A 14,672-nucleotide genomic window follows, 5' to 3' on the forward strand; every position below is an offset into this window, starting at 1 on the left:
GGCGCCCGTCGACGGGACCGGACGCGGGCGGCCTCAGCCGAGCGCGGCCAGGGCCCGGCCGAACTGATCGATCTCCCGGCGAGTCGTGTACGGCGCGAGACCTATGGTCACCGCGCCGCCTTCGTCGTTCACACCCAGTGCGTCCAGTAACCGGCTGCCGCCGTGTGAGCCCGCCAGCACATTGATGCGCTTGTCGGCCAGCTCGGCGGCGATCTTCTCGGCCTGCATACCGTCGATGGTGAAGCTGACCGTCGGGATCCGGGTGGAGGCCCGGCCGATCACGGTGAGCCCGCCGATCTTCTCCAGGGTGCCCATCAGATGGTCGAACAGTTGGTCGTGATAATCCTGCAACGAGGTGATCGACAGTTCCAGCCGTTCCCGGCGGGTGCCGCGGGCCCGTTCGTCGAGCCCCGCCAGATAGTCGATCGAGGTGGTGAGCCCGGCCAGCAGCGCGTACTGGTGCCCGCCGACCTCGAGCCGTTCAGGACCTTTGGCGTAGGGGTTCAACGCCATGGACGGGATCCGGTCCAGGAACGCCGGGTCCCGGAAGACGAGCGCGCCGACCTGGGGACCACCCCAGCTCGGCGCGCTCAACGCCACCACGTCGGCGTTCAGGTCCTCGATATCGATCAGCGCGTACGGTGCGGCGCCGACCGCGTCGGCGACCAGCAGGCCGCCGACCGCATGTACTCGTTCGGCCGCGACCCGCACCGAGGGTGCCGAGCCCACGATCGGTGAGGCGGCGGTGAGTGCCACCAGCCGGGCGGTGGGCCCGATGAGCTCCTCGAACTGCCAGGCCGGCATCTCGCAGGTCTCGATCTCCACCTCGGCCCAGCGCACATGGGCGCCGTAGCGGTTGGCGATCCGCAGCCACGGCGCCACGTTCGCCTCGTCGTCCAGCCGGGACAGCACGATCCCGGTGCCCAGACCCAGCCGGGAACTCAGCGATTCGGCGAGCCAGGCCAGCAGGACGGCGCGGTCCGGCCCCAGCACGACCCCGCTCGGGTCCGCGCCGACCAGATCCGCGACGGCCACCCGGGCGTCGTGCAACATATCGGCGCTGCGTTTGGCGGCACCGTGGCGGCCGAGGTGGGAGAACGACGACGAGCGGAAACCGATGGACACCGCGCGCGAGACAGAATCCGGAACAAGCATGCCCGCCTGCGGAGCCAGGTTGATCCAGCCGTCGGCCAGGGAGGGGATCAGTCCCCGGACCCGCGCGACGTCGTAAGTCATGCAGGTCACTTTAAGGCAGGGCCCATATCTCGGTAACCCTGGTCCAGCCGATTCCGCCCGGCACGAGTGCGGGCCCCGCGCCCGCCTCCGGGCCCCGGCCCGCCCGGCCTGTTCCTCGGTCATCGGCCGGTGCCCGTGCGGTGACGCGTTGCCACCGGTCCGGACCCGGCTCACCCAGGATCCGTACGGTCGAAAACTCGTCTCACCACCACCGGCTTTAGCGCGTTCGGCGCGAACACGACATGATGGGGACCATGACGCAATCGGATGACGCATCGGATCCCGTTGTCGTGATCGGCCCCGAGGGCCGTCCGCTGGTGCTGCCCGCGGGCGCTGCGGCGAGCGCGTCCTACCCCGGCGAGGAGACGCCCGAGCAGGAGGGTCCCGAACGCGACACCTCCGAATCGCTGGCCGATATGGTCGAGCAGCCGGCCAAGGTCATGCGGATCGGCACCATGATCAAACAGTTGCTCGAGGAGGTGCGAGCGGCTCCGCTCGACGACGCCAGCCGGACCCGGCTGGCCGAGATCCACAAATCCTCCATCCGCGAGTTGGAGCAGGGTCTGGCGCCGGAGCTGCGTGAGGAACTGGAACGGCTGGCCCTGCCCTTCAGCCAGGACGCCGTCCCCTCCGACGCGGAACTGCGTATCGCCCAAGCGCAGCTGGTGGGCTGGCTGGAAGGCCTGTTCCACGGTATCCAGACGGCGCTGTTCGCCCAGCAGATGGCCGCGCGGGCACAGCTCGAGCAGATGCGCCAGGGCGCCCTGCCTCCGGGGATCCACGCCGGGGAGGGCCGCGGCGCGCAGCCGGGCCAGTCCATCGGAGGCACCGGACAATACCTCTGAACGCGGTGGTGTATAGGTGGCCGGTACCGGGACTCGCCGACCGAGGTAGTGTCGTGCACCGTGCCTGCAGCTTCCGCTCGCTCCGACCTGGTAAACCCTGATGATCCGGAGAGCACCGACGAGAGCCCGGTGCGCCCCGACCACGACCCCGCCGCAGATGAGAAGCCCGTGAGTTCCGAGCAGACCCCGGTCGCCGGCGCCGATACCGCCGTCTCCGATATCACCGAGGTGACCGCCGCGGATCCCATCGAATCGGATTCGCAGTCCTGGTCCCGGGCCTGGCGCGATATCCGCGACGGGTTCGGGCAGCGCGAACTATGGCTCTCGCTGGGCTGGCAGGACATCAAACAGCGCTACCGGCGGTCGGTGCTCGGTCCGTTCTGGATCACCATCGCCACCGGCGTGCAGGCCACCGCCATCGGCATCCTGTACGCCGCGCTGCTCGGTCAGCCGCTGACCGAATACCTGCCCTACGTCGCGGTCGGCCTGATCGTGTGGAACGTCATCAACGCCTCGATCCTCGAGGGCGCGGAGGTGTTCGTCGCCAACGAGGGGTTGATCAAACAGCTGCCGTCGGCGCTGAGCGTGCACGTCTACCGGTTGGTGTGGCGGCAGATCCTGTTCTTCGCCCACAACCTGCTGATCTATTTCGTGGTGCTGGCCCTGTTCGGTGTCTGGCGCGATCTGCACTGGACCGTGGTGTTCGCGATACCCGCCCTGGTGCTGCTGTTCCTCAACGCCATGTGGGTCTCGGTGCTGTTCGGTATCTTCAGCACCCGTTACCGCGATATCGCGCCGATCCTGGGCAGTATGACGCTGATGCTGTTCGTGCTGACCCCGGTGATGTGGAACACCAAGAGCCTGCACGAACAGGGCGGTCAGGTCGCCGAACGGGCCCGGCTGGCGGAAGTCGTGCCCACCTACCACTATCTGGAGATCGTGCGCGCGCCGCTGCTCGGCGACGATCAGAAGCTGTACCACTGGGCGATCGTCGGCACCATCACCGTGGTGGGCTGGATCGCCGCTGCTCTGGCAATGCGCCGGTACCGTTCGCGCGTGCCCTACTGGGTTTAGGAGTCAGGCGATCATGAGTGATCACGTGAGTATCGAAACCCGCAACGCGTGGGTGGAGTTCCCGATCTTCGACGCGAAATCCCGGTCGCTGAAGAAGGCGTTCCTCGGGAAGGCGGGCGGTTCGATCGGCCGCAACCAGTCCGATGTCGTGGTGGTCGAGGCACTGCGCGATATCAACCTGTCGCTGAAGGAGGGCGACCGGGTGGGGCTGGTGGGCCACAACGGCGCGGGCAAGTCCACGCTGCTGCGGCTGCTTTCCGGGATCTACGAGCCCTCACGCGGTAGCGCCCGGATCCGCGGACGGGTCGCGCCGGTGTTCGATCTGGGTGTCGGCATGGACCCGGAGATCTCCGGCTACGAGAACATCATCATCCGCGGCCTGTTCCTGGGGCAGACGCGCAAGCAGATGCTGGCCAAGATCGACGAGATCGCCGATTTCACCGAACTCGGCGAGTACCTGTCCATGCCACTGCGCACCTATTCGACCGGTATGCGGGTACGGCTGGCGATGGGGGTGGTGACCTCCATCGACCCGGAGATCCTGCTGCTCGACGAGGGGATCGGCGCGGTCGACGCGGAGTTCATGAAGAAGGCGCGGATCCGGTTGCAGGAACTGGTCGCACGCTCGGGGATCCTGGTGTTCGCCAGTCATTCCAACGAGTTCCTCGCCCAGCTCTGCGATACCGCCATGTGGATAGACCACGGCCAGGTGCGGTTGCAGGGCGGAATCGAAGAAGTCGTCCGGGCCTACGAGGGTCCGGACGCGGGTAATCATGTGGCGGCGGTCCTGCGGGAGATCGAGGCCGAGAAGTCCGATCAGGCCGACGAACCAGCACCGCGGTCGGCGGACGGTGAAAGAGAACTGGAGAACAACACAGCATGAGCGAGTCCCGCCCGGAGGCGGAAGCGACGCGTGACCCTGTAGAGCCCTCGACAGTGCCCGACGACAGCACGAGTGAGTCCGGCTCCGGGGCGGAAGCGGCGCGTGACCACGCCGAGCCCTCGACAGTGCCCGACGACAGCGCGAGCGAGCCCGGTTCCTCCCCGGCGGAAGCAGAGCGTGACCCGGTAGCGCCCTCCCCCGTGCCCGGCGGACACAGCGGCAGCGAGTCGGCTCCGGAGGTGAAAGACGATCGCCACGAGGCGGAGTCCACGCGGGTAGCCGAGCAAACCGGCGAACCGGCATCGGAAGCGCAGGAGGAGGCCGACGACGCGGAGGCCCCGCCGCTCGCCGGTGGGCGCGGCGCCGCCGGCGCCCGGCGTCCGGCTCCGGAGCTCGACGCCGCCGCCGCGGTGCTGCCGGAAGTCGAGTACGGACCGGACGCCAAGATCGTCGCCGTCGTGGTCACCCACAAGCGTCGCGAGCTGCTCGCGGAATCACTGAAGGCCGTCGCCACGCAATCGCGGGCCGTCGACCACCTGATCGTGATCGACAACGGCAACGAGGCCGAAGTGGCCGAGCTGGTGGCGGATCAGCCCATCGAGACGACCTATCTGGGTTCGGCGCACAACCTGGGCGGGGCGGGCGGTTTCGCACTGGGCATGCTGCACGCGTTGAGCCTGGGTGCCGACTGGGTCTGGCTGGCCGACGACGACGGGCGGCCCGAGGGCCCCGAGGTCCTGGCCACCTTGTTCGACTGCGCGCGACGCCACGAACTGGTGGAGGTCTCGCCGGTCGTCTGCGATATCGACGAACCGGATCGGCTGGCGTTCCCGCTGCGCCGCGGCGTGGTGTGGCGGCGGTTGCGGTCCGAACTGGGCCGCGAGGACTTCCTGCCCGGTATCGCGTCGCTCTTCAACGGCGCCCTGATCTCCGCGCAGGCGGTGGATGTGATCGGCGTACCGGATCTGCGACTGTTCGTACGCGGCGACGAGGTCGAGGTGCACCGCCGGCTGGTCCGCTCCGGATTACCCTTCGGGACCTGCCTGCAAACCGCGTATCTGCACCCCAACGGCGCGGCCGAGTTCAAGCCGATCCTCGGTGGCCGGATGCACACCCAGTACCCGGACGATCCGGTGAAGCGGTATTTCACCTATCGCAACCGGGGCTACCTCATGTCCCAGCCGGGTATGCGAAAGCTACTGCCCCAGGAATGGATTCGGTTCTCGTGGTTCTTCCTGGTGACCCGTCGCGACCCGGCCGGATTGCGTGAGTGGTTCCATCTGCGCAGCCTCGGCCGCAACGAGCAGTTCCAGAAACCGGACTAGCCCGCGAGCACCCGTCTGCTCCCGATCGTTCAGCCACCGGACAACCAGGGTTGACGGCCGATGCGAGACATTCATCCCCGCCAGGTAAGTTCGGCTGGCAATCTGCATGATTCGGGAGGAGATCGATGAGTTACCCCGGCGGTCAGCCGCCACAGGGCCAGCCCGCACCCGGCCAGTTCCCGCCGCCGCAACAGCAGTTCGCGCCGCCGGCACCGAACCAGGGTGGGCAGCCACAGTATCAAGGGGGGCCACAGGGCGGTCCGCAGCCATGGGGCGCCCCGCCGCCCGGGCAGCCGCCGCAGGGCTACGGTCAGCCGCCCGCGCAGCCGCAGCCGTACGCCAGCGGACCGTACGCGCAGCCGACCGGGCAGCCCCCGGCCCAGTTCGGTCCGGGCGGGCAGCCCGGGCCCTACGGCCAGCCGCCCCAGGCGGCGCCCAACGACCCGCCGGGTATCACGGTGGACTGCTCCTACACCCCGATGGCGTTCCTGCTCGCGATCACCAAGCCCAAGATCACGGTGAACGGGCAGCGCGTGCCTAATACCCGGTGGGGCGCCAATCACATTCCGGTCGGCCCGGGCCAGTACCACGTCCGGGTCACCACGCCCTGGCTGTTCGACATGGGCCCCGCCGATGTCGCGGTACCCGTGCAGCCGGGACAGGCGGTCCGGTACTACTACCGCACACCGGCGCTCATTTTCCTCAACGGGGCGATCGGCCCGGTACCGCAGAAGACCCCCGGCATGGTGGTCATGTACGTGATCTGGGCGTTCGTCGCCCTGATCTTCCTGCTGAACATCCTGGTGATCGCCACGATGTGAGCAGCGGTCCGCGCGCGGCGGGGTCGGCTACGCCCGGCCGCGCGCGGGCAGTTCACTGATCCAATGCGATCCGTTCCCGATTGACGACAGGGTTTGACGACAGATAGTACGGATGTTCACCGACCCGGCCACCTCATCGAAGACCAGGTCCGCCAGGAATACCGCGACGGTGCGAGCATCGCCGCGCTGGCCCGACGACACCGGGTGAGCCGGGTCGCGATCCGCACCGCGCTGGCCGACCTATTGCCCGGTCGGCCCGAACAACCCGGCCGCACCGGCGACGAGAAAGCGCCCCCGGTCCGGGTCGAGATGCCCGGCAAGGTTGCTCGCCACCTGATCGGCCACATCGCCGACCTCGGTGACCTCGAGAGTCAGGCCCTGCGGCAAGGCCGGGAAGTTCGACGTGGCCAAGGCTACAGCCTGCACGTCACCGCACCCGCGGACGTTCACCAGGCGCTGCCGGCCGCCGCCGAAACAGTCGGTGAGAGCGCTCCGGCCGCCGACCGCAAGGCATCTCGGATCTCCCGGGACCGACTGAACGCCGTGGCTGCCTGATCAATTCGCGCGGTTATCCGGTGTGCGCAGGAGTAGGTGTCAAGAAGCTCCGAATTCGGACCCCGATCTGACGTTGTTCGTCCCTCGTCGAGAGTGTGGTGTTGGGGTCTACCCCAGATAGACACCTCATCACTGCCGTTTGCTCTTACCCGATCAGGATTGATGGTCGTCCGGGTGAATCCGGGTGCGCAGGTGCTCGACTTGCGCAGCAAGATTGCTACGCAGGTGGGTGAGAACGGCGATCCTGTCATCGAGGGCGCGGAGTCGCTGCTCGTACACGTGGAGGGCGGCCCCGCAGGGGGACGAGCCCAGATCCGGACTCGTGAGGCAGGAACCGAAATGTTGAATGTCGGCCACGGACAGACCGGCGCCGAACAACCGGCGCAGGTTGGCCACGAGGGGGACCGCGTCGCTACTGTAGCGGCGGTAGCCATTCCGGTCACGGTTGGAGGTCAGCAGGCCACGCTGTTCGTAGTACCGCAGTGAGCGCGCACTGACCCCCGTGCGCTGGGCGAGTTCGCCGATCCGGATCCCGCCTTGCTCGTTGTCGTCGGCAATCATGAGTCCAGTCTGCTGCGGCCCGCCGAGCTCGGCCTCGCCGCGGTGCGGGCCGGGTTGCCGACATCAGTGCGCTCCAGCACGATGACCGGGATACGCCTACCGGCCCTCGCTTCGAACTCGGCGAACGCCGGCATGAGCGCGACCTGCGTCGCCCAGATCCGCTCACGTTCCGTGCTGTGCGCGAGCCGGGCCGAGACCGAGATTCTTTCCGTGCCTACCTCGGCCGTGATCCGCGGATTCGCCATCACGTTGCGGTACCACGCCGGGTGGCGCGGACTGCCACCGTAGGTGGCGAAGACAGCGAAGCCATCGCCAACCGCCTGGTACATCAACGGGCTGATTCGCTCACGCCCGGTCTCGGTCCCGAAGTGGTGCACCAAGATGATCGGCACACCCTGGCCCTCGCCGAAGGAGGGAAGCCGGGGCGGGACGGGGCGCCCGGCGGCGAGATCGTCGTCGCTACTCCATGCCACATAGCCGGCGTTCGCTCGGAACTCGGTGATGATCCGGTCGTTCCAGGTGTTGATATCGGCAACCATGGTAAGCAAGCTATGCCCTTGACATAAGCGTCAAGGTCAAGCTCACTGCGCAACCACACACCGCTGTGACTACGGATGCCAGTTGGCCACCGGGCAAAAAGCTGACCTGCGCGTTCCCATTCACCAGCGGCCCCTTCCTCGCCGCTGTCACGTTCTACATCGTCGTGGCCGAGGCGTAACCGCCGACACGCCCAAGCCGACCACCGCGACCGATGCCTGTGACCAGCGACTACAGGACGCCATTGCCCCTTTCTGGCGTATTCGGGTCACACCCCATGTCCACCGGTCAGGGCACCGGTGGGCCTGCCGAACGCCAGGCCCGACTACTCGCCGACCGTCCGTCCGACACCCGCGGACCGGATCGCGCGGTCCCTGGGCAAGCCCGGACCTGTTGCCTACGCTCGAAGCGCAGCGCCGACCGCACGGCGGTCGGCGCCCGCGACCAACAGGAGGGCAGGCAATGACAGCAACCGGAGACAAGCCGCTGAGCGGCCGGACGATGATAATGTCCGGTGGCAGCCGCGGTATCGGGCTGGAGATCGCCAAACGGGCGGCCGCCGACGGCGCGAACATCACGCTGATCGCCAAAACCGATCAGCCCCACCCCAAATTGCCGGGCACGATCCACACCGCGGCCGCGGAACTCGAGGCGGCGGGGGCGACCGTACTGCCGTTCGTCGGCGATGTGCGGATCGACGAATCGGTCGCCGAGGCGGTCCGGCTCACCACCGAACGCTTCGGCGGTATCGATATCGTGGTCAACAATGCCTCCGCCATCGATCTGTCCCCCACGGATTCGCTGGCGATGAAGAAGTACGACCTCATGCAGGACATCAACTGCCGCGGCACTTTCCTGCTGTCCAAGCTGTGCATACCCGCGCTGCGCGAGTCCGCCGCCGCCGGCCGCAATCCGCATATCCTCACGCTGTCGCCGCCGCTGAACCTGGACCCCAGATGGGCCGGGTCCTCATTGGGCTACACCATCGCCAAGTACGGGATGTCGCTGACCACGCTGGGGCTGGCCGAGGAACTGAAATCCGACGGTGTCGCCGTCAATTCGCTCTGGCCGCGTACCACGATCGCGACCGCGGCCGTGCGCAATCTGCTCGGTGGCGAGGAAATGGTCCGTACCTCGCGGACCCCGGATATCTACGCCGATGCCGCCTACCTGGTATTCACCGCACCGGCCACCGAGACGACCGGCAATTTCTTCCTCGACGACGAGGTGCTCGCCGCCCACGGCATCACCGATCTGGACAGGTACCGGGTGACCCCGGGCGACGAACCCCTGACCACCGACCTGTTCCTCTGACGACCACGGGCCACGCCGCAGCGCGGCGTGGCCCGTTCGGATGAGTCCGGTCAGTTCCGGTCGGAGTCGATCCCGTACAGCCGCTCCCAGTTCTCCCGGCTGGTGAGTTCGGCGTGCGCGGCGCGGTAGCGCTGTTGCAGGTCCGGCAATTCCTTGTACAGCCGGCGCAGTACCCGCACCGTACGCAGCAGTAGGGCGCGCGCGGTCGCCTTGTCGCGCTTGCGGACCCGGACCCCGGACTGTGAGGCATCGGTGACCACGACGTGGTCGAACAGCGAGACATGCCACCAGTGCGCGTCCTCGCGGGTGACCCCGACCAGCCCGTACTGGACCTTGCCGGTCCACTGCTGGATCGCGCGTTTGATCAGCACCGCCAGCAGCCGGCTGGGTTCCCCGCCGGCGCGGCGCACGCGGATCTCGGAGGAGTCCACCGGCGGCGTCGCCGCGGGGTGTTTCACGGTCTCCGTGTAGTCGGCACGACTGGTCCGGGCCCGTTTCAGCGGCTCGACACCGCCGTCCCGCAGGATCGACGGCCCCGCCAGGAAGTCCTCGATGCCCTGCAGGGTGGTGTGCGCCAGCCCGTACTGCATCGCGACCAGGTACTCGGAGATGTTCCGGAAGAGCTGCCGGGTGACCGTGCCCGGGTCCAGGTCCGCGTGCATCGCGCTGACGATCAGCGAGTTACGGGTGCTGAAGTACCGCGCCCAGTCGTCGAAATCCTTCCAGTAGAAGTCCGCGTGCCAGACCGCCGCGTTGGGCAGCGTGACCGTGACGAACCCGTGTTCGCGGGCGCGGACCCCGTACTCGACATCGTCCCACTGGAAGAAGATCGGCAGCGGCAACCCGATCTTCTTCACCACCTCGGCCGGGATGAGACAGGTCCACCAGGCGTTGTATCCGGCGTCGACCCGGCGTTCCTGGTTCTTCTTGAGCATGCTGGTGTTGCGCAGCGCCTTGGGCACCTTCTGGCCGTGCATGAGCCGGTGCAGGTGCACGTCCTCGGCGCCGACGTTCAGGTAGTCGGGGTTGAGCAGGAACAGCATCTGCGCGCCGACCAGCGTCGGTTCCACGGTGAGGTTGGCGAAGGCCTGCAACCGCAGCACGGTCTCGGGTTCGCAGAGGATATCGTCGTCCATGAGGATGACGTCGGCGTGTTCGTTGGCCGCGGACACCTCGTACAGGCCGCGGGTGAAGCCGCCCGCTCCGCCCAGGTTGGGCTGGCGGATGTAGCGCAGCTTGTCCCCGAACATCGACCGTGTGGCCTGGTACAGCGGCCGGTTCTCGACCAGATCGGTGCCCTGGTCCACCACGTACACCGCGTCGAGTGAGCCCAGGACGGTCTGGTCGGAGGCCAGCGCGGCGATGGTCTCGGCGCAGTCCTGGGCCCGGTTGAAAGTGCAGATGGCGATGGCGACCGGGCGTACGGTCTCGGGGGCGGTCGCAGTCCAGGTGAGCTCGGAGATCTCCAGGTCGGCGCCGACCGCCTCGAACTCCAGCCACAGGGCCCCGCCGTCGACGAACTGGTCCAGCGGCGCGGTCAGGGTCAGCGGGCCGCTGGCGGTGACCTCGGCGGTGCCGACGATCCGGCGGTGCCCGGCGATATCGGAGGCCACGATCCGCACTCTGGCGTGCTTGCCGACCTGCAGGATCATGGTGGCCTGCACTTCGGTGACCACGGTCCAGCGCTGCCAGTAGCTGGCGGCGAAACGGCCGAAGTAGGTGTTGGTGTGCGCGGTCGAGCCCTTGTCCAGGCGCAGACTCATCCGGTCGCGGGTGGCACGGCCCTTGACCACCGCGTACAGCTCGTCGCTGATCTTCGCCGAGGGCCCGGTGAAGATGCCCCGGGCGAGCACCAGTCTGCGCGGAGCCCGGTGGTGTTCGGCGCGCAGCGACTCCGGCGCGACCGCAGCGTGATCGTTCGTCTCGGTAACGGCCTGCATAGCCGACTGGTCCATGAAGTCCTCGAAATCCTCAATATTTTCGCGCATGAGCGAGGGCCCTGCGTGGTTACGCTCCACTACCGCCTCCGGGCCTGACCAACTCATGCTGTGCCGACTGGACAAACATGTCCCTGAATACGGTTCGCGGCGGGCCCGAGGATATCAATCAGCCACGCCGGTCGCCCGGTTGGTCGTTTCCCGATCGGGTTCCCCGGTAAACACGAACTTGTCATAAGCCCAATACCGGAACACCACGGCGACGATCTGACCGATCAATGTTCCAGAGATATTGTCCGCCAGCGGCGTGGACAGATCCAGGATGTACCTGGAGAAACCCAGGCAACCCAATTGCAGGCCGATCGCGACCACATTGATCACCGCGTACGACAGGTACTCCCGGATCGGGCTGCCGGACTGCTTGTGCGAGAAGGTCCACCACTTGTTGCCGAAGTAGGTGACCACCGTGGCCACCGCGATAGCGATGATCTTCGCGGGCAACGGGACGTCGTGCAGGAGGCCCTCGCCATCCCCGGCGCCCAGATCGAACACCAGCAGGTTGTAGGTCCCCGCATCGACCAGGAAGCCGACCACGCCGACGACCAGGAACGCCGCACTCTGCCGCAGCCCGGTCCGCAGGCGCTCGGCGAGCGAACGGGGGGCCGGCGCGTCGGGGGCGACAGCGGCCGTTGACTCACCAGATGACACGCGCCGACGTTACCGCAGTGACCTGAGCCATCCTCTGGGGCACGGCATGAGCGGGTCGGGCCCGGAGGCGGTAGCGCAGCGTAACCACGCAGGGCCCCCGCTCATGCCCGATGAAACCAGCATGAGCGGGTCAGGCCCGGAGGCGGTAGCGCAGCGTAACCACGCAGGGCCCCCGCTCATGCCCGATGAAAGCAGCATGAGCGGGTCAGGCCCGGAGGCGGTAGCGCAGCGTAACCACGCAGGGCCCTCGATCATGCCCGATGTCACAGACCCGGTACTCTCCCCGTGTTCCCATATCCATCGATTTCGAGGATTTGACCAGGTGGAATCCACCGACGAACTGCGCATTGCCGCCGTTGTCCCGTGTCACAACGAAGAGGCGTCGGTCGCCAAGGTCGTCGCCGACCTCAAGGCCGCGGTGCCCGGAATTGTCGTCTACGTGTACGACAATCTGAGCACCGATGCCACCGCCGAGAAGGCCCGGGCCGCCGGCGCGATCGTGCGCGCGGAGCGGGCCAAGGGCAAGGGCAATGTGGTGCGCCGCGCTTTCGCCGATATCGAGGCCGATATCTATCTCATGATCGACGGCGACGACACCTACGAGGCGTCCGCGGCGCCGGCGATGATCGAAACGCTGCTGTCGGGCCCGTACGACCATGTCCTCGGCGTCCGGAAGCAGGACGAGAGCGGATCGGCCTACCGGGCGGGCCACGAAACCGGGAACAGAGTCCTCAACGGTGTGGTGGGCAAGGTTTTCGGCGAGAACGTCGAGGATATGCTCAGCGGCTTCCGGGTCTTCTCCCGGCGCTTCGTGAAGAGCTTCCCCGCGGTCTCCCGCGAATTCGAGATCGAGACCGAGCTCACCGTGCACTCACTGCACCTGCGGGTACCGCAGACCGCGGTACCGGTGGGGTTCCGGGACCGGCCGGCCGGCAGCGAGAGCAAGCTGCGCACCTACCACGACGGTTTCAAGATTCTCGCCCTCATCGTCGGACTGGCCAGGCACGAGCGCCCGGTCGCGTTCTACGGCCTGCTCGGCACCGTCAGCTGGCTCATCTCGGTGGTGCTGACGGTCCCGATCATCATCGAGTACTACGACACCCACACCGTGCCCCGCTTCCCGACCCTGTTCCTGGCCTGCACCCTGCTCCTGGTCGGTTTCCTGGCCTGGACCGCCGGACTGATCCTGGACGGTATCCGCCGTTCCCGGCACGAGGCGGCACGGCTGATCTATCTCCGCTACGAGGCCCCCGGCGCGGGCCGCGCGCTCACACCCGGTGAAAGCGGCCAGGTGGCCGGGGACATCCGTTGACCGCCGAGACCGAGACCCGCCCTGCCGGAAGCGAGCAGGCCGCGGGTCGTTCCGCACTGTCCGGGGCCCGGCGCACCGGGGAGATCCTGCTGCGCCGGCTGGGCCCCGCGACTATCGCGTTCACCCTGCTGGCCGGGATATTCGGGCTGGTGTTCGCGGTGATGAGCCCGCCGTTCTGGGGTCACGACGAGATCACCCAGTTCGGGCGCGCCTACCAGGTGGCCCACGGCGGCCTGAACCCCACCCGGATCGACGACGACCGCGGCGTCGCCTACGGCGGTGAGGTACCCGCGGCGATCGAAGCGCTGATGGGTTACGCCATCGACGACTACACCCACAACCCGGGCGAACCGTATCCCGATGTGGCCGATCCCGCCGCCTACCAGCGGCTGGGCGACGCTCCGGTCACCGACGAGCGCAAGATCATCTGGTTCACCAATACCGCCGCCTACTCCGCGGTTCCCTACGTACCCAATGCGATCGGTATCGGATTGGCCGAATTGATCGACGCCGATGCCGGAACCATGCTGCGCCTCACCCGGTTGTCCGGGCTGGCCGCCTACCTGCTCGTGGTCGGCTTCGCTCTGTGGGCATTGCGGGGGCACCGCATCCAGTGGCTGGCTTTCACCGTGGCCGTACTGCCCATCGCGGTGTTCCAGGCCGGGACGGTCACCGCCGACACCCTCACCAACGCCCTGGCCGTCCTGATGTCGGCGCTGCTGGTGAAGGGCCTGTTCCTGGGGGACCGGCTGGGCCGGGTGGAGACCGCCGCGGTGCTGGGCACCGCGATCCTCTTGCCGCTGTGCAAACCCACCTATGTGCTGCTGGCCATGCTGGTGGTGCTGCTCCCGGCCGAGCGGATGGGCTTGACCGGTTGGCGCCGGTGGCTCACCTGGGCGTGCGCGGCGATCGGCGCGATCGGGTTCGCGGTGTGGATGAAGATCGCCGCGCCCACCGGCGAGGGCACCAGCCTGATGCGGCCCCCGCACCAGTGGTACACGGTGGACACCGGCGAGCAGTTGATGGGCATCATCACCGACCCGTTCGGCTTCCTGCGGACCTTCTGGGAGAGCATTCTGCGGCGTGACCAGGAGTGGTTCCCCGAATTCTTCGGAGAACTCGGTTTCGCCTATATCAACGTGCCGGCCACCGCGATCGTGGCCTGCCTGCTGGCCTTCGCGGTGAGCGTGGGGATGGCGGAACGCTTCGACCACCCGGATTTCCGGCGCACGCTGGTGGTCGCGCTGACCATGGCGGCCAGTGTCGCGATGATCTACGTGACCCTGTACATGTCCTTCACCCCTGTCGGCTACTACATCATCGACGGTGTCCAGGGTCGCTATTTCGTCCCGCTGGCGATCGTGTCGTTCGCGGTACTGCTGCGCTGGATGCCTTTCCGGCTGCGTGGACCCGGCGACCGCGCCCCCGGCCGCTACGCCGCGGTGACCGTCGTCGTCGCGACAACGATCGCCCTGATCGCCTCGGTGGCGAAGTACCACATCTACGTCTGGGCTTGACGAGTACCGGATTCCACCGGAGTACGCCCGGTCCGCGCCACCGCCGG

Annotated in this window: 14 protein-coding genes; 9 read left to right on the plus strand and 5 right to left on the minus strand. The window is 67.6% G+C overall.

From position 1 onward, the window contains the following. Positions 1 to 33 precede the first annotated feature (33 nt). Positions 34 to 1,236 (minus strand): cysteine desulfurase-like protein, encoded by a 1,203-nt coding sequence (locus ABZV91_RS02785; protein WP_355234350.1) that lies wholly within the window; start codon positions 1,234 to 1,236, stop codon positions 34 to 36. A gap of 254 nt (positions 1,237 to 1,490) precedes the next feature. Here ABZV91_RS02785 and ABZV91_RS02790 point away from each other — a divergent pair, with 254 nt between their 5' ends. The 6 genes from ABZV91_RS02790 (at position 1,491) to ABZV91_RS02815 (ending at position 6,739) form a co-directional block, all read left to right on the plus strand. Beyond that, positions 1,491 to 2,081 carry a bacterial proteasome activator family protein gene (locus ABZV91_RS02790; RefSeq protein ID WP_355234353.1) on the plus strand — a complete coding sequence of 197 codons (591 nt, stop codon included), beginning with the start codon at positions 1,491 to 1,493 and terminating at the stop codon, positions 2,079 to 2,081. Between the two features lie 219 nt (positions 2,082 to 2,300). After that, positions 2,301 to 3,155 (plus strand): ABC transporter permease, encoded by an 855-nt coding sequence (locus tag ABZV91_RS02795; RefSeq protein ID WP_355234442.1) that lies wholly within the window; start codon positions 2,301 to 2,303, stop codon positions 3,153 to 3,155. A 13-nt stretch (positions 3,156 to 3,168) separates the two neighbouring features. Next, complete coding sequence (locus ABZV91_RS02800) at positions 3,169 to 4,038, plus strand: ABC transporter ATP-binding protein (RefSeq protein WP_355234355.1); 870 nt, start codon at positions 3,169 to 3,171, stop codon at positions 4,036 to 4,038. A gap of 413 nt (positions 4,039 to 4,451) precedes the next feature. Further along, on the plus strand, positions 4,452 to 5,363 hold the full coding sequence (locus ABZV91_RS02805; RefSeq protein ID WP_355234444.1) for a glycosyltransferase family 2 protein: 912 nt from the start codon (positions 4,452 to 4,454) through the stop codon (positions 5,361 to 5,363). Positions 5,364 to 5,488: 125 nt separating this feature from the next. Beyond that, a complete protein-coding gene (locus tag ABZV91_RS02810) occupies positions 5,489 to 6,184 on the plus strand; it encodes a hypothetical protein (RefSeq protein ID WP_355234357.1) in 696 nt (231 codons plus the stop codon). Positions 6,185 to 6,277: 93 nt separating this feature from the next. Continuing rightward, positions 6,278 to 6,739 (plus strand): hypothetical protein, encoded by a 462-nt coding sequence (locus ABZV91_RS02815; RefSeq protein ID WP_355234360.1) that lies wholly within the window; start codon positions 6,278 to 6,280, stop codon positions 6,737 to 6,739. Positions 6,740 to 6,892: 153 nt separating this feature from the next. Here ABZV91_RS02815 and ABZV91_RS02820 read toward each other — a convergent pair whose 3' ends face one another. Further along, entirely contained in the window at positions 6,893 to 7,300 is a 408-nt protein-coding gene (locus ABZV91_RS02820) for a MerR family transcriptional regulator (RefSeq protein WP_355234363.1), read from the minus strand. After that, positions 7,297 to 7,839 carry a nitroreductase/quinone reductase family protein gene (locus tag ABZV91_RS02825; protein WP_355234366.1) on the minus strand — a complete coding sequence of 181 codons (543 nt, stop codon included), beginning with the start codon at positions 7,837 to 7,839 and terminating at the stop codon, positions 7,297 to 7,299. The genes ABZV91_RS02820 and ABZV91_RS02825 overlap by 4 nt, the downstream gene beginning before the upstream one ends. 460 nt (positions 7,840 to 8,299) lie before the next feature. On the opposite strand from ABZV91_RS02825, the gene ABZV91_RS02830 reads away from it, so the two are divergent. After that, positions 8,300 to 9,151 (plus strand): NAD(P)-dependent oxidoreductase, encoded by an 852-nt coding sequence (locus ABZV91_RS02830; RefSeq protein ID WP_355234368.1) that lies wholly within the window; start codon positions 8,300 to 8,302, stop codon positions 9,149 to 9,151. 50 nt (positions 9,152 to 9,201) lie between these two features. On the opposite strand, the gene ABZV91_RS02835 is transcribed toward ABZV91_RS02830, so the two are convergent. Together ABZV91_RS02835 and ABZV91_RS02840 are read right to left on the minus strand one after the other, a co-directional pair. After that, positions 9,202 to 11,106 (minus strand): glycosyltransferase, encoded by a 1,905-nt coding sequence (locus ABZV91_RS02835; RefSeq protein WP_355234447.1) that lies wholly within the window; start codon positions 11,104 to 11,106, stop codon positions 9,202 to 9,204. Between the two features lie 147 nt (positions 11,107 to 11,253). After that, complete coding sequence (locus tag ABZV91_RS02840; protein WP_355234371.1) at positions 11,254 to 11,796, minus strand: GtrA family protein; 543 nt, start codon at positions 11,794 to 11,796, stop codon at positions 11,254 to 11,256. A 322-nt stretch (positions 11,797 to 12,118) separates the two neighbouring features. Here ABZV91_RS02840 and ABZV91_RS02845 point away from each other — a divergent pair, with 322 nt between their 5' ends. Next, entirely contained in the window at positions 12,119 to 13,108 is a 990-nt protein-coding gene (locus ABZV91_RS02845; RefSeq protein WP_355234374.1) for a glycosyltransferase, read from the plus strand. Then, positions 13,105 to 14,625: a DUF2142 domain-containing protein gene (locus tag ABZV91_RS02850; protein ID WP_355234376.1), complete on the plus strand. Its 1,521-nt coding sequence runs from the start codon at positions 13,105 to 13,107 to the stop codon at positions 14,623 to 14,625. The genes ABZV91_RS02845 and ABZV91_RS02850 overlap by 4 nt, the downstream gene beginning before the upstream one ends. The last annotated feature ends 47 nt before the right edge of the window (positions 14,626 to 14,672 follow it).

The organism is Nocardia sp. NPDC004568, assembly GCF_040609955.1.
Classification (GTDB): Bacteria; Actinomycetota; Actinomycetes; order Mycobacteriales; family Mycobacteriaceae; genus Nocardia.